The sequence below is a fragment of the Humibacter albus DSM 18994 genome (assembly GCF_000421825.1).
Classification (GTDB): domain Bacteria; phylum Actinomycetota; class Actinomycetes; order Actinomycetales; family Microbacteriaceae; genus Humibacter; species Humibacter albus.
This window is the reverse complement of sequence record NZ_ATXT01000013.1, coordinates 202,856-224,362: the sequence shown is the minus strand read 5'-3', so window position 1 is coordinate 224,362 and position 21,507 is coordinate 202,856. Positions and strand designations below refer to the sequence as shown.

Sequence of the window (21,507 nt, the reverse complement as noted above, 5' to 3'; positions counted from 1 at the left end):
GCACATTATATGTATGATGCATATGTGACCCACGCAGACTCCCTCTCGACCGCCACCGATGACATCCCCCGCGTTCCGGTCCGCGATGCTTCCGGTGCCGGTTCGCCGGTTCGCCGCCGCGTCCGTGGCACCGGAACGCCGCCCGTTCCCGGCGCCACGGGCACGGTCGTGGCGGTGCTCGCGATCACCGGCATCGTGGTCTCGCTCGCGCAGACCCTGCTCGTGCCGATCATCGTGGAGCTGCCGAAGATCTTCTCGACGTCCGCATCGAACACCTCGTGGATCATCACGGTCACACTGCTCGTCGGCGCGATCACGACGCCGGTGCTCGGACGGCTGGCCGACATGTACGGCAAGAAGCGTCTGCTGGTGCTGTCGGTCATCCCGTTCATCGTCGGCTCCGCGGTGTGCGCCTTCGCGCCCGACGTGGTGACGATGATCATCGGTCGCGCGCTGCAGGGCTTGGCCACCGGCGCCGTCCCTCTCGGAATCGCCCTGCTCCATGACATCCTTCCCCGCGACAAGGCCGGCGCCGCGATCGCGCTGATGAGTTCGTCGATGGGCATCGGCGGGGCGCTCGGACTGCCGCTCGCCGCCGCAGTGACTCAGTACGCCGACTGGCGGGTGCTGTTCTGGGGAACCGCCGCCGTGGCGGTGCTCGCGCTCGTCGCGATCATGGTGTCGGTGCCGGGCACGACTCCGGCGCGGTCGAGCGAGTCGTTCGACTACGTCGGCACCCTCGGCCTAGCTGTCGGCCTGGTGGCGCTGCTACTCGGCGTCTCGAAAGGCGCCGACTGGGGTTGGGACAGCGCACTCACGCTCGGGATGATGGTGGGCGGCGTGGTCGTACTGCTCGCCTGGGGCTGGTACGAGCTGCGTCGCCGCGGACCCCTCGTCGACCTGCGCACCACCGCGCGCCCGGTCGTCCTGCTGACGAACCTCGCGTCCATCCTGATCGGCTTCGCGATGTATGCGCTGAATCTCATCGTGCCGCAGGCGCTCGAACTGCCGGTCGACCTCGGCTACGGGCTCGGGCAGACGCTGCTCGGCATGGGCTTGTGGATCATGCCGATGGGGCTCGGGATGTTCGCGGTCTCGAAGCTCGGAGCGAACGTCAGCCGCCGCTACGGACCGAAGGTCACGCTCATCGCCTCCGGCGTCGTCATCGCGATCGGCTACGGCGTCGCCGCGGTCGTGCTCGGCACGATCGGCAACCGCACGCCCGGGCCCGCGGACACGTCGCTCATCGCGACCACACTCATCCTGCTCTGCGTCGGCACGACGATCGTCGGCTGCGGCATCGGGCTCGGCCTCGGCGCCATGCCGGCGCTCATCATGGGTGCGGTGCCGGCGAGCGAGAAGGCGTCGGCGAACGGCCTCAACTCGCTGATGCGATCGCTCGGCACCACGATCTCCGCCGCGATCGTCGGCGTCGTTCTCGCCGAGATGGTGCAGAGTCTCGGCGGGTACGACATCCCGACGCTCGGTGGTCTGCTCGTCTCGTTGTGCATCGGATGCGGGGGCGCGCTCCTGGCGGCCGTGCTCGCGGCAGCGATCCCTGGCAAGCCGGAGGCCGGTGCGGGCGGGCACTGACGAACACGCGACTCGCGAGTATCGTCGCCGCTCCTGCCGCCGTGCCACCACGATGCCACCCTGTCCGTCGTCTCGACGCTCCGCCGTCCCGAGAGGCGAGCGAAACCGGGCGCCGGGCAGGACAGCCCGCTCAGACTTTGCGCGGACGCAGCGCCCCAGCCACGACGAACGCCGCAACCATCAGCGCGACCACGATCCACAGCGAGTTCAGCAGTCCGACGTTCTCGGCGAACAGGCCGATGGCGGGCGGACCGGCAAGGTTGGCGAAGTACCCGATGGATGCCACCACGCTGACCCGAGCGGCGGGGTTCGGCCCGCTCTCCGCCGCCGCAGACATCCCGAGCGGGAATCCCATCGAGACACCGACGGCCCAGAGCAGCACTCCGAGCAGCACGAGCCACGGGCTGCCGCCGAGGATGAAGAGCGCCACGCCGATGACCCCGAGCGCAGTCGTGTAACGGATGGTGCGCACACGGCCCAGCCTGTCGACGGCCGGCCCGCCGAAGATGCGGGTGAGCGCCTCCCCCACGGCGAACACCGTGAAGAACAGGGCCGCTACCGTTGCGGTCAGGCCGTGGTCGTTGTGCGCGGCGAGCGTCAACCAGTTGTTGGCGGATCCTTCGCCGAGCTCGACGCCGAGCATGACCACGCCGATCAGCAGCAGGCGCCAGTCGAGCCAGCCGCGCAGCCACTGGAGCACCTTCTGCCAGCGGGTCTGCTCGGCGGGGGCGTCTTCGGCTCGTCTCCCGGGCGCCATCGCCGGGGCGATCACGAACGCGAGCGCTGCGATGAGCACCGCCTCACCGACGAACTGCGCCGCCGGGCTGATGCCGAGGGCAGTGCACGCCGCCCCGATCCCGGCTCCGACGGCTGCTCCGACGGACCACGCTCCGTGCAAAAGCGGCATCAGCGTTCGTCGAGCAGCCCTCTCGATGGCCGAGCCCTCCACGTTGATCAGCACGTCGAGCGTGCCGATGCCGAAGCCCACCACGATGAACGCGACGACGACCAGCGGGATCGACCCGGCTGCGACCGCGACGCCCATCAGCGCCATCGCGGCCGCACTCACCAGGATCGCGCCGCCGATGGCGCGGCGGCTCCGAAGCCAGTGCAGGATCGGCGTGGATGCCACGAGCCCGCAGATCGAGCCCACCGTCACGCAGGCGAGGATCACGCCGATCATCGCGGTGTCGGCGTGCAGATCCGCCTTCACCGCGGGCAGTCGCGGCCCCCAGGAGGCGACGGTGATGCCGCCGATGCCGAAGGCGAGGCAGACGGCGTTGCGCCAGCGCTTCAGTGCGCGGGCGTCCACAGAGACGGCGGTGTCAGACATCGACGGTGAGGCCTTTCGGGCGGGTCGTGGTGCGGTCCGAGTGGTGACGAGCGGCGCGGCCTGCGCAGCGCCTCGACAGTTCGCCTGCTACTTTGCCACAAACCTCGAATCGATTCGAGATCGCGCTCTCATGTTTCTGCTTGTGCACACGCCGAGCGTGAAAAGTGAACGCCCGCACTCGGTGACACGCACGCTCGTCCGTGACACCACGCGGGTCTCGCCCCGTTGCGAACCGTCCGCGTATTAGTTGCCTCTGGCAACGATATGGCGTAAGCTGCCTGCATGACCACACAGCCGGCGACGACCACACAGCCGGTCGCGAAGGGCGCTGTTCAGGCTCCCGAGCTCGAGCTGCTCGCCGCGCTGACGGCCCTCGTCGCGAACTGGGGCTCGGTCGCCACCCAGGAGGAGATCGCGCTCCGCGCAGGCGTGGCCGTGGAGCCCGGCGATGTGCAGCCGCTCTACGCCCTCGGCCGCACCGGTCCGCAACGCTCGAGCACCCTCGCCGACACGCTGCGATTGAGCCGCCCCACCATGAGCAAACAACTGCGACGGCTTGCAGCGGCGGGCCTTATCGACCGCAGCGCCGATGCCGCCGACGGACGGGCATCCATCGTCTCCCTGTCGACCGCGGGCGCCGAGGCGTACCGACGCCTGGTGCGCGAGGGCGTCGTGATGGTGCGCGGCGCGCTTTCCGAGTGGGATGCCGCCGGTGCCGACGCGTTCGCCCGGAACCTGTCGAGGTTCGTCGCAGCGCTCACCGCCGGCGAGACATCCGCGTCGCTGTCGAAGACTCGCGCGGGCGAGAGCACCGCGCAGAAAGAAGAGAGGTAAACACATGGCTCGCACGTATGCCGTCACGGGCTCCGCATCCGGGATCGGCGCGACGACCGCCCGCATCCTCACCGAGCGCGGCGAACGCGTGATCGGCATCGACCTGAAGAACGCCGATGTCGAGGCGGATCTGTCCACGGCGGAGGGCCGGGCGGACGCCGCCGCGCGCGTCATCGAACTGACCGGCGGCACCATCGACGGCGTGATCGCCTGCGCCGGCATCTCGGCACCCATTCCGAAGACCATCTCGGTCAACTACTTCGGTGTGACCGAACTGCTCACCGCCCTCCTTCCGGCGCTGGCGAAGTCGGAGGCGCCGCGCGCCGCCGTCGTGTCGTCGATGGCATCGCTGCAGTCGAATTCGAGCGAGCTCGTCGAGGCCGCCCTCGACGGAGACGAGCAGAAGGCGCTCTCGATCGCGGCGGACCTAGCCGAGCAAGGACCCCAGGTCGGTTACCTGGTCTATCCGTCGTCGAAGCGCGCGCTGTCGCGATGGGTGCGCCGGCAGTCGGTCACGCCCGAGTGGGCGGGTGCGGGCATCCCCCTCAACGCCGTCGCTCCCGGAACTGTGATCACCCCGATGACCGCCGACCTGCTCAGGACCCCTGAGGGCGCCGCCATGGTCGACAAGAACGTGCCGATGCCGCTGAACTCGCACCAGCCGCCGGAGTCGATCGCGAACCTGCTGATCTGGCTGACGGGCATGGAGAACACGCACCTCGCCGGCCAGGTCATCTACGACGACGGCGGTGCGGACGCCTCGCTGCGCGGCGACGACATCTGGTCGTGGAACGACAAGGCCTGAGCGCACTCGCAGCACCCGGTCGCGTGCCGCGAAGCCGCTGGCGGCCTCGAGCCGACAGACTGGCAGGATGCCCTCCCACCGCTTCCGCAGATCGCCGCTCGTCGCCGCTCCGCGCGGCTCGCTCGTGATCGCTCTCGTGCTCTGGGCTGCGACGTTCCTGCTCGGCTTCATCGCGAAGGCGTCGCCCGCCTGGCTCGCCGCGCAGCTGTCCGTCAACCGGGCGGTGAACACCGCGCACGGCTCATTCCTCGACTCCATCGCGCTGGCGCTCGACAATCTGGACTCCGTGCGCGTCGTCGCCGTCTGCCTGGCGATCCTCGGGGTTCTCGTCGGCCTGTTCGTGTCATGGCCGCGCGCCCTCGCGGCGGTGCTGATCGCGGGGGGCGGATGGCTCTTCTGCCTCATCCCGAAGGCGGTCGTCGCCGAGCCTCGACCGCCGTGGGACGCCATCTCATACCACCTCCACGTCACGCACGCGACCCTGAGCTACCCGAGCGGGCACACCGTGTTCGCCGTGACGCTCACCATGGCCGTCGTGCTGGTCTGCACCGGGCTCGTCTCCCGCATCATCGCGGCGGTCGTCGGAGTTCTCTTCGTGGCCACCACCGCGTGGTCGCGCGTCTATGTCGGCGCCCACTACGCCACCGACATCCTCGGCGCAGTGCTCGCCGGAGTCGCCGGCGCCCTCCTCGTCGCATGGCTGTGGAACCTCGTGGTGCGGGCGCTGCTGCGGGGCAGACGGATGCCGACACGGCGTTAGTGCGGCATCCGTCCGTCTTGCTACGCTCCCGCGATCTGCTGCACGAGGCTCACGATCGTGCCGCCCCAGATCAGGGCGGCGACGCCGAGAACGAGTGCGACCGCGATCGCCGCGACCACCAGGCCGCCGAAGAGGATGAGCAGCATACGCACGAGCACCGCTGACGGTGCCTGCTGGCGGGTATCCGGATCGTAGGTGTTCCTGATGAACGACGTGACACTCATGGCGCCCCCGATGCACTCCCGGGCCGTGCCTCGGCCTGAGACACGGCCGACCTCCTGTTGCGGGTGAGCTCCGTCGTTCGCCCGTCGACCAGTCTGCGAGCGCGAGCCGAAGACGCGATCGGAACGGACTGAAGGCGTTCTAAGGGGTTCGTTGCCGTTCTGTGACCAGGAGCCTGTCGTTCTGTGGCCAGGAGCCTGCCGCTCTGCGACCAGGAGCCTCCCGTTCTGTGACCAGAAGCCTGCCGCTCTGCACCGCTCACGCATGCCGCGGAACGCCGATGTCGGATCTCGCAGGCTCGAATCCGTTTTACCGGACTAATATCCGTTTTAACGCGTGAGGAGTTGATCCTGCAGATGAGATTCGTCGCTCACCATCCCTTGGCCACCGGCAGCCCCGCGGCCGCAGCGTTCTCGGCGGCGCGCATCGGGAAAGCCGCGCGGCCATGACCGCTTCTGACCGCCCCGTCCCCGCAGACATCCCCGCACCGGCGAAGGACGAAGTGCCCGACGTGGTGCAGACCTACCGCGACGAACTGACGCGCAAGCAGAAGGACGTCATCGATGACGACTGGGCCGGCGGCATCCCGGCGCAGTACGGCGTGGCACCGCGCATCCGCATCGGGCACACCAAGTGGTTCAACCTGCTCTGGCTGATCCCGATCGCGTTCGTCATTCTCATCGCGGCCATCGCGGTGGCACGGGGGCTTCGCGAGATCCCGGCCGTGCAGGATTTCATGCACACCTACCCCGGCACCTCCGAGCTGCCCTCCTGGGCGCCCGTCGGGTTCCCCGCCTGGGTCGGCTGGCAGCACTTCTTCAACCTCTTCTTGATGATCTTCATCATCCGCTCCGGATGGCAGATCCTCGCCGACCATCCGCGCCTGTACTGGACGAGGCACAGCGGGCCCGGCAAGAACTGGTTCCGCATGCAGAAGCCCATCCCGGCCAATCCGCTCTACACCGCCAAGGAGGACTCGATCTCCCTGCCGTCGGGCGTCGGGCTGCCGGGCCGACGCCACACCATCGGCCTCGCCCGCTGGTGGCACCTCGGGGTGGACACGCTGTGGCTGCTCAACGGGATCGTCTTCTACGTGCTCATCTTCTGCACCGGGCAGTGGGTGCGCCTGGTGCCCCTGCACTGGGACGTCATCTCGAACGCGATCTCGGTGGCGATCCAGTACCTGTCCATGAACTGGCCGCTGGAGACGGGCTGGACGAACTACAACAGCCTGCAGCTGATCGCCTACTTCATCACGGTCTTCATTGCGGCACCACTGGCTCTGATCACCGGGCTCGGGATGTCTCCGGCGCTCTCCACGAGGTTCCATCGCCTGAGCAAGGTGCTGAGCATCCAGGTCGCCCGTTCCCTGCACTTCCTCGTGATGGTCTGGTTCGTGGCTTTCATCGTCGTGCACGTCACGCTCGTGATGGCCACCGGCGCCCTGCGCAACCTCAACCACATGTTCGCCAGTCGCAACGACGACTCCTGGGTCGGGTTCTGGATCTTCGTGCTCGCGATGGTCATCGTGGTCGTCGGCTGGGTTGCGGCGACGCCGGTCACCTACCGGTATCCCCGAGTGATCCAGAAGGTCGGGTACGCCCTGATCGGACCGGCGCAGCGCCTCTTCGAGCACGTCGATGCGGGACCGAAGCAATACGGCCAGGACGACATCTCCCCCTACTTCTGGCACAACGGCCGATACCCCGACAGCGCCGAGTACGTCGCCCTGCGGGAACGCAATTTCGCCGACTATCGTCTGCACGTCGGCGGCCTGGTCGACAACCCGGTCGACCTCGACCTCGTGCAGCTGCGCGAGCTCGCTCACCACTCGCAGATCACGCAGCACTTCTGCATTCAGGGCTGGTCGGGCGTCGCCAAGTGGGGCGGCGTCTCGATGCGCACCATCCTCGACGTCGTGAAGCCCCGCCCGGAAGCGAAGTGGGTGATCTTCTACTCCTTCGGCGAGGGATCCGACGGCGGCATCTACTACGACGCCCAGCCCATCGAGCAGATGTCCTATGAGCTGACGATGCTCGCGTACGACATGAACGACGAACCGCTCTCGTTCGGCCACGGAGCTCCGCTCAGGCTGCGCAACGAGGTGCAACTCGGCTTCAAGATGGTCAAGTGGATCAAGGGCATCGAGTTCGTCGAGCACTTCTCCGAGGTCGGCGGCGGCCAGGGCGGGTACAACAACGACCACGAGTTCTTCGGGTACAGCCAATCGATCTGAGGATGCCACGGCGAGCGCGACGCACGCCGCTCCCGCCGTAGGCTCGGGCGCAAGCACGCGTCCGGGCGTAAGCACCGCCGCACCCGGTTGTCAAGGGGGTCCCTCATATGGGGGGTCCCCTTGTGGCTCTCAGTGCTTCTTCTCTTTGCTTGTTAGCGAGATCGAATCGTGACATTTCGCGAGTCGACCGTGATAGCCGAGGAACGAGGAGCAGAACTATGGGAACGATGATCTATGGACCGCAAGACGTCGAGTTCGAGGACCGCCTCCTGACGCACCTCGAGATCGTCATCGTGAACAAGTTCCGGCGTCGGGAGTCGTTCCTGATGTCGTGGCTCGACGACCTCTCCATCGGCAGCGGCCGGGCATCGATGTGGATGTCCGCCGACGTGCCCGTCTACTTCCGCTACCTGGGTTCACGCATCCCGGCCATCAACCGGGAATGGATCCAGTTGCTGGAGGCGGAGGCGAACGGCTCGCGCGGCCTTGTCGTGCTGGACGAAGACGGATCTCCCGCCCACGCCGGGCGCGCGGGACAACAGCGCCCGGACCGCGACGCTCACCCCATGCGCAAGGTGGCCTGAGCAGGCGCGCGACGGAAGGCGGCCGCGAAACGGAACGTGCACTGCCCCGGTGACTCCGGACGGCGGTTTTCGTGGACCGGATCGCCTCACGATGAACGGCCTCACGGCGACTCCCCCCGTCGTCGTGAGGCCGTTGTCACGAGACCCGTCGCCGTGAGACCCGTCAGCTCTCCCACTCGCTGGTGAGATAGTCCTCGCCGCGGCCGCTGGTGACGAGGCCGTGGCCGGGGCGGGAGGTGTCGGGCACCAGGCATCCGTCGATCAGTTCTGGCACGCCATCGAATAGCAGCGACTCGATGAGCGCGTGGTCATGGAAGTACTCCACATTCACGGCGGGCTCGACGGATGCCGCGAGCGTGGCATGCAGAGCCGGCGCCGTGTGCGCGCTCAGCGGCAGGCCCCGTGCGATGCACTGCTCGGCGGCGTTCCGGAATCCGGTGACGCCGCCGCAGCGCGTCGCATCGGCCTGCAGCACGTCGACCGCTCCGGCCTCCAGCAGCAGCCGGAAGTCGGTGGGCACGTAGCCGTATTCGCCGGCGGCGATCCGCATGCCCGCCGGCGCTCGATCGCGCAGCAGGCGGAGCCCGTCCGTATCGTCGCTGGAGACCGGCTCCTCGAACCAGCTCACCTGGGCGTCCGCGAAGAACCGCTCTGCGAACTCGAGCGCCTGCTTGCGGTCGTACGCGCCGTTCGCGTCCACGAAGAGGTCGATGTCGGCGCCGATCGCGTCGCGCGCCGCGCGCACGCGCGACGGATCCGCCGCGGAATCTGTGCCGACCTTCATCTTCACAGCCCGCAAGCCACGCTCGGCCCAGCCCGCGAACTGCTGCCTCAGCTGCGTGTCGGTGTAGGTCGTGAACCCGCCGCTGCCGTAGGCCATGACTCGATCAGCGGATGCCCCGAGCAGCTCGAGCAGAGAAACGCCCAGCAGTCTCGCCTTCGCGTCGTGCAGCGCGACGTCGAGTGCCGACACCGCGCTCGCCGCGATGCCGCGCCAGCCCATGTTGCGCACCGCGCGCGCCATGGACCAGAAGTGCCGCTGGGTCGCGAACACGCCACCGGCATCCTCGTCGTCGAGCAGCACTCCGGCGAGCACGTCGCGCACCACGCCGAGCGCGGCGGGCGACGTGTAGGCGTAGCCGAGCCCCGTGCATCCGCCCGCCTCGACCTCGACGACGAGCACGCCGGTGGAGTCCCACCGCGCCGTGCCGTCGGACTCCGGCATGGGGTCGCCGTCGTAGGTCGTGGGGACCACGTAGGTACGCGCTCGCACGGCACGCACCGGCGGCCCGTGCATCGCGCGCGAGCCGCCGGACGAGTGATCAGTCATCGCCCTTGTCGTCCCGGCCGAGGTGCAGCGCACCCTTCACCCGCTCGACACCCTCGGTGGCCAGCGCCGCTGCCGAGTCCTTGATCACATTCAGCTCGAACGGATCGCCCTTCAGCAGGGCGAGACCGGTGTTCTTCGCGTACTCCTTCGTGATGTGCGGCGGCAGCGGCGGGATGTTGCGGCTCACCATGGCGTCGATGACGGTGACGCCGTCGAACGCGAGCGCCGTCTCGATGGCACCGGCGGCATCCTCGTCCTTCTCCACCCTGATGCCCTGGAACCCGAGAAGCCGCGCGTAGCCGGCGTAGTCGACGGACTCCACGTCTTGCGCGGTGCGCCAGACCGGGTTGGCGTCTTCGGTGCGCATCTCCCACGAGACCTGACCGAGGTCGTTGTTGTGCAGGATCAGCACGACGAGCTGTTTGTTGCCGAATCGGTGCAGGTACTTCTTCATGGTGATCAGCTCGTTCATGCCGAGCATCTGGAACGCGCCGTCGCCGATGGTGCAGATCACCGGGCGGTCGGGGAAGGCGAACTTCGCCGCCGTGGCGTACGGCATCGCCGCCAGCATGGTGGCCAGGCGGCCGGAGAGGTCGCCGCGCATACCGCGCTTGAAGCGCAGGTGGTGGGCGTACCAGTCGGCCGTGGTGCCCGCGTCGGCAGTCACCACCGCGTTGTCGGGGAGCCGCTTGTTCAGCTCGAAGTAGAACCGTCTCGGGTTGGCGCCGTCGTCGTAGTCGACCATCGCCTCCGCTTCTTCCTCGCGCTCCCAGCCCTGCATCTCATCGACGATCTTGCGCTGCCACGACAGGTCGTCCTTCGGCTCGAGCATCGGCATGAGCGCCTTCAGCGTGGCCTTCACGTCGCCCCACAGGTTGACCTCGGTGGGATAGCGAATGCCCATCTGCTCGGGCTTCAAGTCCACCTGGATGCCCCTGGCCGCGCCGGTCTCGGGCAGGAACTCCCCATACGGATAGTTCGTGCCGAGCATGAGCAGCGTGTCGCACTCGTGCATCTGGTGCAGGCTCGGCAGCGTGCCGAGCAGCCCGACCTGCTGCGTGTGGTACGGCACGTCGCCCGGGATGACGTCCTTGCCGCGCAGCGCCGTGATGATGCCGGCGCCTGTGAGCTCGGCGGCCTTCAGCACTTCGTCGGTGGCGCCCTGCGCGCCGGCACCGACGAGGAACGTGACGCGCTCACCCGCGTTCAGGATGTCCGCGGCCTTGCGCAGCTCCACCTCACTGGGCGTGATGTCGGTGGATGCCGGTTCGCGACTCGCCCGCGCCACCCAGTGCGCGACCGGCGGGGCGACCGCCTTCATCGCCTGCACGTCGTGCGGCAGCACGATCACCGCCGGCTGGCGCCGCGCCAGCGCGGTGCGGAACGCGGTGTCGATGACGGCCTCGGCCTGCGGGGGCGCGACGATGGTCTGCACGTAGCACGCGACATCCTGGAACACCCGCTCCAGATTGCTCTCCTGCTGGGTGAACGTGCCCAGCGAGTCGAGGCCCTGCTGGCCCACGATCGCGACCACCGGCTGGTTGTCCATCTGCGCGTCGTACAGGCCGTTCAGCATGTGGAATCCTCCGGGGCTCGACGTGGCGATGCACACGCCGACCTCACCCGTCCACTTCGCGTGCGCCGTGGCCATCAGGGCGCAGATCTCCTCATGCGTCGGGCGGATGTACTCGATACCGCCCTCCTCGCTCTCGTTCTTGCCGAGCGCGCCGTCGAATGCGCCGATCCCGTCGCCCGGGAATCCGTAGACGCGGTGCACGCCCCAGTCCTTCAGTCGATCGATGAGAACGTCACTGACCGTCTTCGCCATCTCGTCTCCTCCTTCGTCGTCGCGTTCGTCGTGTTGCCGAGTCGGCGTTGCTGCCGGCCCCCGGTATCGAGCCATCCCTTTGTCGTCGAGCCACCCCGCTATTCGCGCGAACAAACGGGCGGCCCGGCAGCAGGCCGCGGGCTCGGCGCAGCGCGCGGCGCGCTCATCGTTGCGCCAACCGGTCGGCCGCGCGGGCGGCGACGGCCATGATCGTCAGCGCGGGATTCGCGCTGCCCTGCGTCGGCAGCACGCTGCCGTCGGTGATGTACAGGTTGGGCACCGCGAAGGTGCGGCAGTCGGCATCCACGACCCCGTGCTGCTCGTCCCGCGCCATGCGGGCACCGCCAACCAGGTGGGCATACCGCTTGATCGTGATCGTCTCGTCGGCACCCGCAGCGGTGAGGAGGCGTTCCATCACCTTCGTCGCGGCATCCACCAGCTGCTTGTCGTTGTCGCACTGGTTGTAGGCGAAGTGCGCGATCGGCAGCCCGTGACGGTCCTTCTCCTCGGCCAGCGTGACCCGGTTCTCGGGCAGCGGGAGGAACTCGCAGAGCGCGCCGAAGCACGCCCAGTGCACGTAGTCGCTCATGTAGTTGCGGAACTCCGCGCCCCAGTGCCCCTGCGCCATGACGTGCTCCGCCCAGGTGATCGGCAGCGGCGAGACGGTCTGGATGGAGAACCCGCGCTTGTACGGCTTGGTCGGGTCGGTCTCGTAGAACTCCTCAGTGCTCACCTCGGGCGGCGGCGCCTTGAACATGCGGATCTCTTCGTCGAACCGGCCGGCCGTCTGAGGAGCGCCCTGCACCATGAGATAGCGGCCGACGAGGTCGAAGTCGTTGCACAGTCCGTCGGGGAAGCGCGGCGAGGTCGAGTTGAGCAGCAGCCGCGGCGTCTCGATCGAGTATCCGGCCACGATGACCACGGATGCCTTCTGGAACCGTTCCCGCCCGTCGCGCACGTAGTGCACGCCCGTCGCGCGGCCCGTGAAGGCATCCATCTCGATCCCCGTGACCATGCAGTCCGGACGCACCTCCGCGCCGTGCGCGAGCGCATCGGGGATGTGGGTGATGAGCGGGGACGCCTTCGCGTTCACCTTGCATCCCTGCAGGCAGAACCCTCGGTAGATGCAGTGCGGGCGGTGGCCGAAGCGGCCGTTCGGGATGGCGACCGGGCCCACCTTCGCCTCGATGCCAGCGCGCTCCGCGCCACGCAGGAACACCTCGCCGTTGCCGCCGACCGGATGCGGCCGGTGCGGGTACCCGTGCGGATCGCCCCACGGCCAGTACTCCCCCGCGACCGGCAGCTCCTCCTCGATCCGCTCGTAGTACGGGCGCAACTCCGGGTAGCTCAACGGCCAGTCGGCACCCACACCGTCGGCCGAGAGGGTGTGGAAGTCGCTCGGATGGAACCGCGGCGTGTAGCCGGCGTAGTGCACCATCGACCCGCCGACGCCGCGGCCCGAGTTGTTCGAGCCGAGCGGCACGGGGTCGCTGCCGCCGATCTCGCGAGGTTCGGTCCAGTAGAGCTGGTGGGATGCCGCCTCGTCGCTCACCCAGTCGTCTTCCGGGTCCCAGAACGGCCCCGCCTCCAGCGCCGCGACCCGCCAGCCATACCTGGCAAGCCGCTGCAGCATGGTCGCACCGCCTGCGCCGGCGCCGACGATGACGGCATCCAACTCGTCCTCGTCGTCGTACCGGCGCATGTTCTGACGGAACGTGGGATCGAGCGCTCCGCGTGGTGTCAACAGCCACGCGGACTCGTTGCGCTCCCGCACCTCGCCGAGCGTCGTCACGCTCACGAGCCGTCTCCGCCCTGCTTCTGGCGGCCGGACTGGCCCGTCGCGCGACGGGTGTCGTGCCCGGCATCCCCCTCGCCCCGGGAGGGGCGAGCCGGATCGTCGTTGGGGCGGGCATCCCTCACCTCGAACGGCTCGCGCTTGTCGACGCCGAGCGCCTTGTAGCCGCGAGGGTACGCAGGGCCGTCGAACCCGATCTCGTTCCACACTGCCGGGTGCGAATAGAACGCCGTGGCGGCGTATCGCGTCCACAGACTCCACACCTGGGCAGGCGGCAGGTCGTGCCAGCGATCATCGGGCCAGGTGCGCACCGCCTCGATGAGCTCGCACTGATCCTCGTGCGTGCACTCGGAGAGATCCTTGCCGAACCTGTCGTGCGCATCCTCGTTCAACGCCTTCAGGGATGCCCGCCACGCCTCCGAGTCGCGCGGCATCGTGTCGTAGTGCCAGCCGTCGGTCTGATTCTCGGCAAGCCGTGCATCCACCATGCGCGACAGGTCGACGGTCTCGTCTCCCGGCGCGGACCGTTGGCCGACGAGGCGGTCGAGCAGGCACTTGGCCGTCGCCTCTTCGAGTTGCGTGAAAAAGCGCACGGCGGGCTGGCCGTGCAAGCGGGCGTGCACTGCAGCCTTCGTCGCGGTGTCCCAGTGCTTCTCGTGATTCATCACGTCGAAGCCCGGGAACCGCCCGCCGCCGTCCTGGGGATCCAGCGGAAGCGCGCGCGAGGACGGCGCGCGCCGCTCGCTCACTTCTCCCTCCGGAGCACTGCCGCGAGCACCCCCATGCCGCCGACCAGGGTGACGAGCAGCGGCGCCATCAGTGGCGGTCCCATCTCCATGTTGTAGCGGAAGTTGCGCCAGCCGCCCGGCTTCTGATGGATGCCTCTGGCGTGCAGCCACAGACCTTGCAGGCCGTTGCCGAGGATGATCAGCGAGGCGACCGGCAGTGCCGTCTTGGCCATGCGGTGGCTCGCGAATCCGGCGAGGCCCGCCGCCAGGCCGACCGGCCCCGTTACGATCGGCGCCCACATCCACGGGTCGCCGAAGCTCGACTTGTCGTGCTCCAGGTAGATCTCCACAGTCATGACGGCGGCCCCCGCCGCGGTCAGCGCGGAAAGCGAACGCTCGAAGCGGCCGTGACGCACGTTGCGCACGAACCGGTCGACGCCGTACACGGTTTCCGCCACCGGATGATCGTGCGCCAGACGCCTGCGCACGACCCGTGACGGAGACGCGCGACGCACTCGAGCACCAACAGGAGAGAGAACAGACTTCAGCAACACGTTCGGCATTCTCGGCACGTCGGACCGACCGCGTCGAGTGGTTGCGCGATCGCACGGGGAGTTGTATCAGAACACTGCCGGGCTCGCCGTCTTCATTCCTCGAAGGCCGGCGCGTGCCAGTCCGCCTCGAGCTCGGCCGCGCGTTGACGGATGTCGGCGAGCGTCACGGGGTCCACGAGTTCGGGGGCGTCGCTGTCGAACGTGGACGTCCAGAGCGGACAGCTGGGGCACAGCACCAGGCGCGCTCGCTGGCGCGTGCCGTCCTCGTCGACGAACGGGATCTCGGCCAGCTCGTATCGTCGCAGCCGCGCCAGACGCAGCCAGAGTTCCAGAACCGCATCCGCCAGAGCGGAGCCGGTCACGAGAGATGTACCTGCAACGTTGATTCGCTTCATGATTCCTCAGAACGCGGGATCTTTCACAGACTGGTGGGGATCATCCGTTCCGGCAACCGGGTTGCGGTTTCGAGAGCGTCGCGTTACAAGACGCCCAGCATCGGATGCCCGTAGGCGCTCTTCTCAGCGTCGAAGGCGCAGCATCGCCGCGACTGCCAGGGCCCCAGCGGCGGCCGCTGCCAGCACCGCTCCCGCACCCGTGGTGCGCGGATGACGTAGCGCCCAGGTCTCCAGCGTGGTCGACACCGCACGGTCGTCGAAGACGCCATGGGCGCCGTGGTCGCCCGGCACCGGCTCGTAGAGGTTCGGTCCGAGCATCTGCGCGTGCACCTGATCCGTCTGCTGGCCGGAGAACCCGCCCGTCGCCGCCTTGCGATCCGCTGCGCGCGGAGCGAGCCGATTGCCCCAGATGGTCGTCACGGTGCTCTCGCCGACCCAGATGCGCCGACGGGGCCTCTCGGCGACGTCCGCCACGATCTGCGCACACACCTCTGGCTGGTAGATGGGTGGCACCGGCTGCGGATGCTCCGGAAGTGCCGTCTTCACCCAGCTGAACTGCATCGTGTTCATCGCCGGCATGTCGACCTGCGACATCGAGATGCCGGCGCCGTCGTGGTCGAGCTCGGCGGCAACCGATTCGGTGAACCCGGTGATGGCGTGCTTCGCCGAGCAATACGCGGCCTGAAGCGGGATGCCGCGGTGCGCGAGCGCGGATCCGACCTGGATGATCGCCCCGCGTCCCCTGCGCCGCATGCGCTTCAGCGCCGCACGTGTGCCGTTCACGAAGCCGAGGAAGTCCACGTCGATCACCCGCTCGAAATCCTCCGGGTCCGTATCGGCGAATTCCGCGAACACGCTCACCATGGCATCGTTCACCCACACCGCGATCGGACCGAGCTCCTTCTCCACGCGGTCGGCAGCGGCCTCCACCTGCTCGCGGTCGCTGACGTCGGTGGGGATGCCCAGGCCGCGAGCACCGACGCGCTCGATATCGCGCACGGCGCCGGCGACTCCGTCTTCTCCGCGAGCCAGGACTGCGACGTCCCAGCCGCGCTCCGCGAGCGCGCGGACGATCGCCCGCCCGAGCCCCGCGCTGCCTCCCGTCACCACGGCGACTCCGTCCGACGTGTGCACGAGCTCGCTCCTCTCGCTTCAGACCTGCGTCATTCCATCCGGATCAGCGGAAGCCCCGATTCCGGGTCCATGCGCTTGCGCAGTCGTTCCTCGGCCTCGGTGAGCATCACCTCGCAGGTGGGGCGCACCGTTGCACGTCGCAGATGGCCGCCGAGCGCCTGGCCGTTCGAGCGTGCGATCACCGCGTGCGCGTGCACTTCGGGCTTGCCGTCGTGGTCGGCCACGTCTCCGACGAGCGACACCAGTTCGACCTGTTCGTCGAGGTCCGCGGAGACGCGGTACTCCTTCGCCTCCCAGTCGAACCACGCCAAGCGCACCGCGGCCAGCGCACCGATCGCCGTGAAGCTCGCGCTGTCGATGCCCTCTTTCTTCACGAAATCGCCGAGCCCGCCGAACAACTCGTCGCCGGTCTCGAAGACGACCGCGAATCGCCGAGGCGTCTCGCCGGCGCCCCCGGGCTGGATCTGCGTGTACTGCATCAGGACTTCCTTCCTTTCAGAGTTGCCATCGCGGCGGTCTGCACCGACCGCGGCACGGTGTCGCGCCGTGTTCGCCGTGGCCGGAACCCGCCGGGCAGAGCGGATGCCAGCACCTCCGCCAGGTGCAGCGCTCGCGGCCCGTCGCCGAGTTGGTCGGCTTGCGTGCGGCAGCTGAACCCGTCGGCGACCACGCGGGTCCCGTCGGCCGCGTGCCGCAGCGTCGGAAGCATCGAGTGGTCCGCGACGGCGACGGAGACCGGCAGGTGGCCGCTCTCGAAGCCGAAGTTGCCGGCCAGCCCACAGCATCCGTCCAGTTCCTGGAACTCGACGCCGGCCTCGCGCAGAATGCTCCGTTCGGCATCGAATCCGAGCACGGCGTGCTGGTGGCAATGCTCCTGCACGATGGCGCGGCCGCCCACTTGCGGCGGCGTCCATCCCTCGGTCGACGCGAGCAGCTCGGCCAGCGTCACCGCGCGATCCTTCAGCGTCTGGATGTTCGGATCGTCTGGCAGCAGTTCGGGTCCGTCCGAGCGGAACACCGCGAGGCAGCTCGGCTCGAGCACGACGAGGCGCTCGCCGGTCGTCAGCTCGGCGGCCAGGTGTGCGGCGGTCGACTTCAACATGGTGGTCGCGGCCGTCAATTGACCCGTGGAGATGAGCGTGAGCCCGCAACAGGATCGCCGGCGAGGGACGCGCACGCGATAACCGGCATCCTCGAGCACGACCGTTGCCGCCTCGAGCACCGAGGGCTGAAAGTTGTCGCCGAACGTGTCGGCGAAGAGCACGACCTCTTCCACACCGTGCGCCGATGCCCGCGCGCTGTCCGTGAAGCGGCGGTGCACGAAGCGCGGAGCGGGCCGATGCGGCTCCATCCCCGCCACGCGTTTGGCCAGCGCGCCAACCCCCGGCGCGTGCGAGATCGCATTGACGATCGGCGGCGCGAGGTGCGCGATGCGCGCCCAGAGCGTCAGCCATCCCATCGAATAGTGTCCGGTGGGGCGCAGCCTGCGCTCGTAGTAGTGCGAGAGGAACTCCGCCTTGTAGGTCGCCATGTCGACATCGACGGGGCAGTCGCTCTTGCAGCCCTTGCACGACAGGCAGAGGTCGAGCGCGTCTTTGACCTCCGGCGAGCGCCACCCCTTGTCGACCGGGGTGTCGCGGTTCGTGCGGTAGGTGCCCTCGATCATCTCGAACAGAAGGCGCGCTCGCCCCCGCGTGGAATGCTCCTCCTCGCCCGTCGCCCGGTACGACGGGCACATCACGCCGTCGCCGTGCGAGCGGCAGTTGCCGACCCCGACGCATCGGAGGGCGGCCGCGGAGAACCTGCCGTCGTCGTGCGGGTAGGAGAAGTGCAGCTGCACGGTCTGCCGCGGGGCGTAGCCCGCTCCGAGACGCAGGCCCTCGGTGCGCGGCTGCGGGTCGACCATCTTGCCGGGGTTCATGCGAGCGCGCGGATCGAACAGGCTCTTGAGCCGTTGGAACGCCTCGACGATCCGCTCGCCGTAGAGCGTCGGCAGCAGGTCCGCGCGGGCCTGCCCGTCGCCGTGCTCACCCGAGAACGACCCGCCGTAATGCACGACCAACTCGGCCGCCTCGTGCGTGAAACGCCGGTACTCGTCCACGCCGGCGGGCCCGCGGTCGAGAGGGAACGGGATGCGCATGTGGAGGCATCCGTGTCCGAAGTGGCCGTAGCGCGCGACCGGCTCGTAGTCGTACCGGCCGAGCAGGTCCCTGAGGTCGCGCAGGTAGTCGCCGAACCGCTCGGGCGGCACCGCGGAGTCCTCCCATCCGGACCACATGTCGGGAAGGCCGGGAACGTTGGTGGCCGCGCCGAGCCCGGCCTCGCGCACGCGAAGCACACCCTCCTGCTGGGCCTCATCGTCGAGACGACGCACATCGGGGCGGATGCCGCGCTGCTCCATCGCGCGGATCATCGCGTCGGCCGTCGCGTCCGCGTCGTCCTTCGTCTCGCCGGGAACCTCGATGATCAGGTATCCGCCGCCGTCGGGCAGGAGGCCCAGCGCGTCGAGATTCTTGCGCTTGGTGCGCTCGAAGTCCACGAGCGTGGCGTCGATGCCCTCGATGGCGAGCGGCCCGAACGGCGCAGCGGCCGGTGCGGCGTCGGCCGCGTCCTCGATCGTCGGGTAGCCGAGCACCACGAACGCGCGCGCCTTCGGCATCTCGACCAGGTCGAGCTCGGCGCGCAGCACCGTGACGAGGGTCGACTCCGATCCCACGAGCAGAGCGGGAACGTCGAACCCGTTCTCCGGGAGCAGTGCGTCGAGATTGAATCCGGAGACCCGGCGCGGGATGCGCGGAAACTTTCGGCGCACCTCGTCGCCGTACTGCGCGATGATCGCGCGCAGCCCGGCGTAGAGGCGGCCTTTCGCGCCGCCCTCGGCGATGACCTTGTCCACGTCGTCGTCGCGACGCACCCACATGCGCTCGCCGCCGTAGGTGAGAATCTCCAGCGCCCGCACGTTGTCGGCGGTCTTCCCGTACTTCTGCGCCGAGGAGCCGCACGAGTTGTTGCCGATCATGCCGCCGAGCGTGCAGTGCGAGTGCGTCGCCGGCTTCGGGCCGAACATCAGGCCCAGCGCCGCCACCTCGCGGTTCAGCTCGTCGAGCACGAGCCCGGTCTCGACCACGGCGGTTCTGGATGCCCGGCTCACCTCGACCAGACCGTCGCAGTACTTCGACCAGTCGATCACGACTCCCTCGTTGCACGCCTGGCCGGCGAGGCTCGTGCCGCCCCCACGGCTGAGCACCGGAACGTCGAAGTCGGAACACGCGCGCACGACCTCGGCACCGGCATCCACGCTGCGCGGCAGCACCACGCCGATGGGCACGTGCCGGTAGTTCGAGGCGTCGGTGGAGTACGCGGCGCGAGCGCCGTCGTCGAAACGGATGTCGGCATCCACGCTCTCGAGCTCGCGCAACAACCCGTGGATGTCGAGGCCGCCGTTCGTGATCGTCATCGCCTTCAGCAAACGGCCGCTCTCGCACCGCGTGCAGGGGTTGTCAGAACAGCCGGAGTGTGTGTACGGCACCTTTCACGGCTTTCGCCTCGGCGCAACCCCTTGGCCGGTGCGCCGCGGCCGGCACAGGCTGGAAAGGTCGTGCGCCGCTCGTGCGCGCGAGTGAGGAAGGCACGAACCATGCAAGCATCAGCGACACTGTCGAAGAACCTCCAGGCCGTACTGGTCGACCTGATCGAGCTGCACATTCAGGGCAAAGAGGCGCACTGGAACCTGGTGGGCAAGAACTTCCGCGACCTGCACCTGCAGCTCGACGAGATCGTGAACTCGGTGCGTCTCTTCGCCGACATCATGGCGGAGCGCATGCGCGCGCTTCACGCGGTGCCCGACGGCCGCACGAAGACCGTCGCCGAGACGACGACCCTGGCTCCCTACCCGGAGGGCGAAGTCGACACGGCGAAGACCGTGAACCTCATCACCGAGCGGCTCGAGGGCATGTCGGGCACCATGCGCGACGTGCACGACCAGGTCGACGAGGAAGACCCGACCACCGCCGACATCCTGCACGGCTTCATCGAGAAGATCGAGCAGTACGCGTGGATGGTCAGTGCGGAGAACCGCAAGCCCAGCACGAAGTGACCACGGCCGAAATGAACACGGCCGAACGGGACGAAGAACGCGGACGAGGGAGATCGGATGCCTGACCGCACGGACTACGACTACCTGATCGTCGGCGGTGGCATGGTCGCGGACAGCGCCGCGCGCGGCATCCGCGAACGCGATGCCGACGGATCGATCGGGATCATCGCGTTGGAAGAGGACCCGCCCGCCACCAGGCCGGCGCTGACGAAGAAGCTGTGGACCGACCCCGAGTTCACGTTCGACAAGGTCTGGCTGAACACCGAGGCAGACACGGGCGCCGTCCGGCACGCCGGGCTGCGCGCGAGCCGAATCGACACGACGGCTCAGACCGTGGGCACCGACAGCGGGGACGTCTTCGGGTACGGCACGCTGCTCATCGCCACCGGCGGTACGCCGCACACGCTGGAGTTGCCGCACGACGAACGTGTCGTGTACTTCCGATCCGTCGAGGACTATCGGCGACTGCGCGGTCTCGCCGGCGAGGGTCGTGAGGTCGCCGTCATCGGCGGCAGCTTCATCGGAACCGAGCTGGCGGCCGCGCTGGTTCAGAACAACACGGCGGTCACCCTCGTCTTTCCCGAAGACGTGCTCGGTGGAGCGGTGTTCCCCGCCGAGCTCGCCGCCCGCTTCCAGAAGCTGTATGAGAACGCCGGCGTCGCGCTTGTTCCCGGCACGACGCTCGAGCGCGGCAGCGCCGGTCCCGTCAGGCTCGAGCTGGAGCTGTCGAACGGAGATCGCCTAGAGACGGATGCCGTCGTCACCGGTCTCGGTATCGAGCCCAACGTCGGCATCGCTCGTGACGCCCACCTCGAGGTGGACGACGGCGTGATCGTCGACGACCGTCTGTGCACCAGCGATCCGCACATCTTCGCCGCGGGCGACATCGCCTCCTATCCGGACGTCATCCTCGGACGACGCCGCATCGAGCACGTCGACAACGCAACGTCGATGGGCACCTGCGTCGGCCGCAACATGGCGGGCGCAGACGAGCCGTACGACCACACGCCGTACTTCTACTCGGCGGTCTTCGGCAACCGCTACGAGGCGGTGGGGACTCTCGATTCCTCGTTGACGACTGTCGAGGAGTGGAACGAACCGCAGACATCCGGGGTCGTCTACTACCTCAACGACGGCAACGTCGTGGGGGTCCTGCTGTGGAACGTGCCCGAACAGCGGGACGCCGCACGGGCCGTTATCGACGCCGACGGGCCGTGGACGCCGGAGAAGCTCCGCGGCCGCATTCCCGTGCCCGCCGGCGATCGCTGACCGGCACGGCG

General features: G+C 68.5%; 19 protein-coding genes. 8 read left to right on the top strand and 11 right to left on the bottom strand.

Annotation, left to right across the window (positions count from 1 at the left end; all coding sequences use genetic code 11):
• The first annotated feature begins 24 nt into the window (after window positions 1-24).
• On the top strand, window positions 25-1,593 hold the full coding sequence (locus tag H623_RS18085) for an MFS transporter (RefSeq protein ID WP_245558906.1): 1,569 nt from the start codon (window positions 25-27) through the stop codon (window positions 1,591-1,593).
• A 130-nt stretch (window positions 1,594-1,723) separates the two neighbouring features.
• On the opposite strand, the gene H623_RS0105760 is transcribed toward H623_RS18085, so the two are convergent.
• Window positions 1,724-2,926, bottom strand: coding sequence for an MFS transporter (locus H623_RS0105760; protein ID WP_022899994.1), 1,203 nt, complete (start codon window positions 2,924-2,926; stop codon window positions 1,724-1,726).
• 282 nt (window positions 2,927-3,208) lie between these two features.
• On the opposite strand from H623_RS0105760, the gene H623_RS18080 reads away from it, so the two are divergent.
• From H623_RS18080 to H623_RS18075, 3 genes are all read left to right on the top strand, one after another.
• A complete protein-coding gene (locus tag H623_RS18080) occupies window positions 3,209-3,760 on the top strand; it encodes a MarR family winged helix-turn-helix transcriptional regulator (protein WP_022899993.1) in 552 nt (183 codons plus the stop codon).
• Window positions 3,761-3,764: 4 nt separating this feature from the next.
• Complete coding sequence (locus H623_RS0105750; RefSeq protein ID WP_022899992.1) at window positions 3,765-4,565, top strand: SDR family oxidoreductase; 801 nt, start codon at window positions 3,765-3,767, stop codon at window positions 4,563-4,565.
• A gap of 67 nt (window positions 4,566-4,632) precedes the next feature.
• A complete protein-coding gene (locus tag H623_RS18075) occupies window positions 4,633-5,325 on the top strand; it encodes a phosphatase PAP2 family protein (protein WP_022899991.1) in 693 nt (230 codons plus the stop codon).
• A 20-nt stretch (window positions 5,326-5,345) separates the two neighbouring features.
• On the opposite strand, the gene H623_RS0105740 is transcribed toward H623_RS18075, so the two are convergent.
• The gene (locus H623_RS0105740; protein ID WP_022899990.1) at window positions 5,346-5,549 is read right to left on the bottom strand and encodes a hypothetical protein; all 204 of its coding nucleotides are present in this window, start codon (window positions 5,547-5,549) and stop codon (window positions 5,346-5,348) included.
• Window positions 5,550-5,992: 443 nt separating this feature from the next.
• On the opposite strand from H623_RS0105740, the gene H623_RS0105735 reads away from it, so the two are divergent.
• Together H623_RS0105735 and H623_RS0105730 are read left to right on the top strand one after the other, a co-directional pair.
• Window positions 5,993-7,783, top strand: a complete 1,791-nt coding sequence (locus tag H623_RS0105735) for a molybdopterin-dependent oxidoreductase (protein WP_022899989.1) — start codon at window positions 5,993-5,995, stop codon at window positions 7,781-7,783.
• Window positions 7,784-8,001: 218 nt separating this feature from the next.
• Window positions 8,002-8,367 carry a DUF7882 family protein gene (locus H623_RS0105730; RefSeq protein ID WP_022899988.1) on the top strand — a complete coding sequence of 122 codons (366 nt, stop codon included), beginning with the start codon at window positions 8,002-8,004 and terminating at the stop codon, window positions 8,365-8,367.
• 163 nt (window positions 8,368-8,530) lie between these two features.
• Here H623_RS0105730 and H623_RS18070 read toward each other — a convergent pair whose 3' ends face one another.
• The 9 genes from H623_RS18070 to H623_RS18055 form a co-directional block, all read right to left on the bottom strand.
• Entirely contained in the window at window positions 8,531-9,697 is a 1,167-nt protein-coding gene (locus tag H623_RS18070; RefSeq protein WP_022899987.1) for an enolase C-terminal domain-like protein, read from the bottom strand.
• Window positions 9,690-11,525, bottom strand: a complete 1,836-nt coding sequence (locus H623_RS0105720; RefSeq protein ID WP_022899986.1) for a thiamine pyrophosphate-requiring protein — start codon at window positions 11,523-11,525, stop codon at window positions 9,690-9,692. Before H623_RS0105720 ends, H623_RS18070 begins: the two co-directional genes overlap by 8 nt.
• A gap of 163 nt (window positions 11,526-11,688) precedes the next feature.
• On the bottom strand, window positions 11,689-13,323 hold the full coding sequence (locus tag H623_RS18065) for a GMC family oxidoreductase (protein WP_022899985.1): 1,635 nt from the start codon (window positions 13,321-13,323) through the stop codon (window positions 11,689-11,691).
• The gene (locus tag H623_RS18060; RefSeq protein WP_022899984.1) at window positions 13,320-14,069 is read right to left on the bottom strand and encodes a gluconate 2-dehydrogenase subunit 3 family protein; all 750 of its coding nucleotides are present in this window, start codon (window positions 14,067-14,069) and stop codon (window positions 13,320-13,322) included. Before H623_RS18060 ends, H623_RS18065 begins: the two co-directional genes overlap by 4 nt.
• Entirely contained in the window at window positions 14,066-14,506 is a 441-nt protein-coding gene (locus H623_RS0105705; RefSeq protein ID WP_022899983.1) for a hypothetical protein, read from the bottom strand. The genes H623_RS18060 and H623_RS0105705 overlap by 4 nt, the downstream gene beginning before the upstream one ends.
• Window positions 14,507-14,694: 188 nt before the next feature.
• Window positions 14,695-14,997 carry a hypothetical protein gene (locus tag H623_RS0105700; protein WP_022899982.1) on the bottom strand — a complete coding sequence of 101 codons (303 nt, stop codon included), beginning with the start codon at window positions 14,995-14,997 and terminating at the stop codon, window positions 14,695-14,697.
• A gap of 123 nt (window positions 14,998-15,120) precedes the next feature.
• Complete coding sequence (locus H623_RS0105695; RefSeq protein WP_022899981.1) at window positions 15,121-16,131, bottom strand: SDR family oxidoreductase; 1,011 nt, start codon at window positions 16,129-16,131, stop codon at window positions 15,121-15,123.
• A 29-nt stretch (window positions 16,132-16,160) separates the two neighbouring features.
• Window positions 16,161-16,610 (bottom strand): PPC domain-containing DNA-binding protein, encoded by a 450-nt coding sequence (locus H623_RS0105690; protein WP_022899980.1) that lies wholly within the window; start codon window positions 16,608-16,610, stop codon window positions 16,161-16,163.
• Window positions 16,610-19,588, bottom strand: coding sequence for an FAD-binding and (Fe-S)-binding domain-containing protein (locus tag H623_RS18055; RefSeq protein ID WP_022899979.1), 2,979 nt, complete (start codon window positions 19,586-19,588; stop codon window positions 16,610-16,612). Before H623_RS18055 ends, H623_RS0105690 begins: the two co-directional genes overlap by 1 nt.
• A gap of 180 nt (window positions 19,589-19,768) precedes the next feature.
• On the opposite strand from H623_RS18055, the gene H623_RS0105680 reads away from it, so the two are divergent.
• Together H623_RS0105680 and H623_RS0105675 are read left to right on the top strand one after the other, a co-directional pair.
• Window positions 19,769-20,227 carry a Dps family protein gene (locus tag H623_RS0105680; RefSeq protein WP_022899978.1) on the top strand — a complete coding sequence of 153 codons (459 nt, stop codon included), beginning with the start codon at window positions 19,769-19,771 and terminating at the stop codon, window positions 20,225-20,227.
• Window positions 20,228-20,284: 57 nt separating this feature from the next.
• Window positions 20,285-21,496, top strand: a complete 1,212-nt coding sequence (locus H623_RS0105675; protein WP_022899977.1) for an NAD(P)/FAD-dependent oxidoreductase — start codon at window positions 20,285-20,287, stop codon at window positions 21,494-21,496.
• Window positions 21,497-21,507 lie beyond the last annotated feature (11 nt).

Excerpts from the sequence above, each read along its gene's own strand:
- H623_RS0105680 (WP_022899978.1), top strand. The coding sequence starts at position 19,769 with ATGCAAGCATCAGCGACACTGTCGAAGAACCTCCAGGCCGTACTGGTC.
- H623_RS0105690 (WP_022899980.1), bottom strand. The coding sequence starts at position 16,610 with ATGCAGTACACGCAGATCCAGCCCGGGGGCGCCGGCGAGACGCCTCGG.
- H623_RS0105750 (WP_022899992.1), top strand. The coding sequence starts at position 3,765 with ATGGCTCGCACGTATGCCGTCACGGGCTCCGCATCCGGGATCGGCGCG.
- H623_RS0105700 (WP_022899982.1), bottom strand. The coding sequence starts at position 14,997 with ATGAAGCGAATCAACGTTGCAGGTACATCTCTCGTGACCGGCTCCGCT.
- H623_RS18070 (WP_022899987.1), bottom strand. The coding sequence starts at position 9,697 with ATGACTGATCACTCGTCCGGCGGCTCGCGCGCGATGCACGGGCCGCCG.
- H623_RS0105760 (WP_022899994.1), bottom strand. The coding sequence starts at position 2,926 with ATGTCTGACACCGCCGTCTCTGTGGACGCCCGCGCACTGAAGCGCTGG.
- H623_RS0105735 (WP_022899989.1), top strand. The coding sequence starts at position 5,993 with ATGACCGCTTCTGACCGCCCCGTCCCCGCAGACATCCCCGCACCGGCG.
- H623_RS0105730 (WP_022899988.1), top strand. The coding sequence starts at position 8,002 with ATGGGAACGATGATCTATGGACCGCAAGACGTCGAGTTCGAGGACCGC.
- H623_RS18080 (WP_022899993.1), top strand. The coding sequence starts at position 3,209 with ATGACCACACAGCCGGCGACGACCACACAGCCGGTCGCGAAGGGCGCT.
- H623_RS0105740 (WP_022899990.1), bottom strand. The coding sequence starts at position 5,549 with ATGAGTGTCACGTCGTTCATCAGGAACACCTACGATCCGGATACCCGC.
- H623_RS0105675 (WP_022899977.1), top strand. The coding sequence starts at position 20,285 with ATGCCTGACCGCACGGACTACGACTACCTGATCGTCGGCGGTGGCATG.
- H623_RS18075 (WP_022899991.1), top strand. The coding sequence starts at position 4,633 with ATGCCCTCCCACCGCTTCCGCAGATCGCCGCTCGTCGCCGCTCCGCGC.
- H623_RS18055 (WP_022899979.1), bottom strand. The coding sequence starts at position 19,588 with ATGACGATCACGAACGGCGGCCTCGACATCCACGGGTTGTTGCGCGAG.
- H623_RS0105720 (WP_022899986.1), bottom strand. The coding sequence starts at position 11,525 with ATGGCGAAGACGGTCAGTGACGTTCTCATCGATCGACTGAAGGACTGG.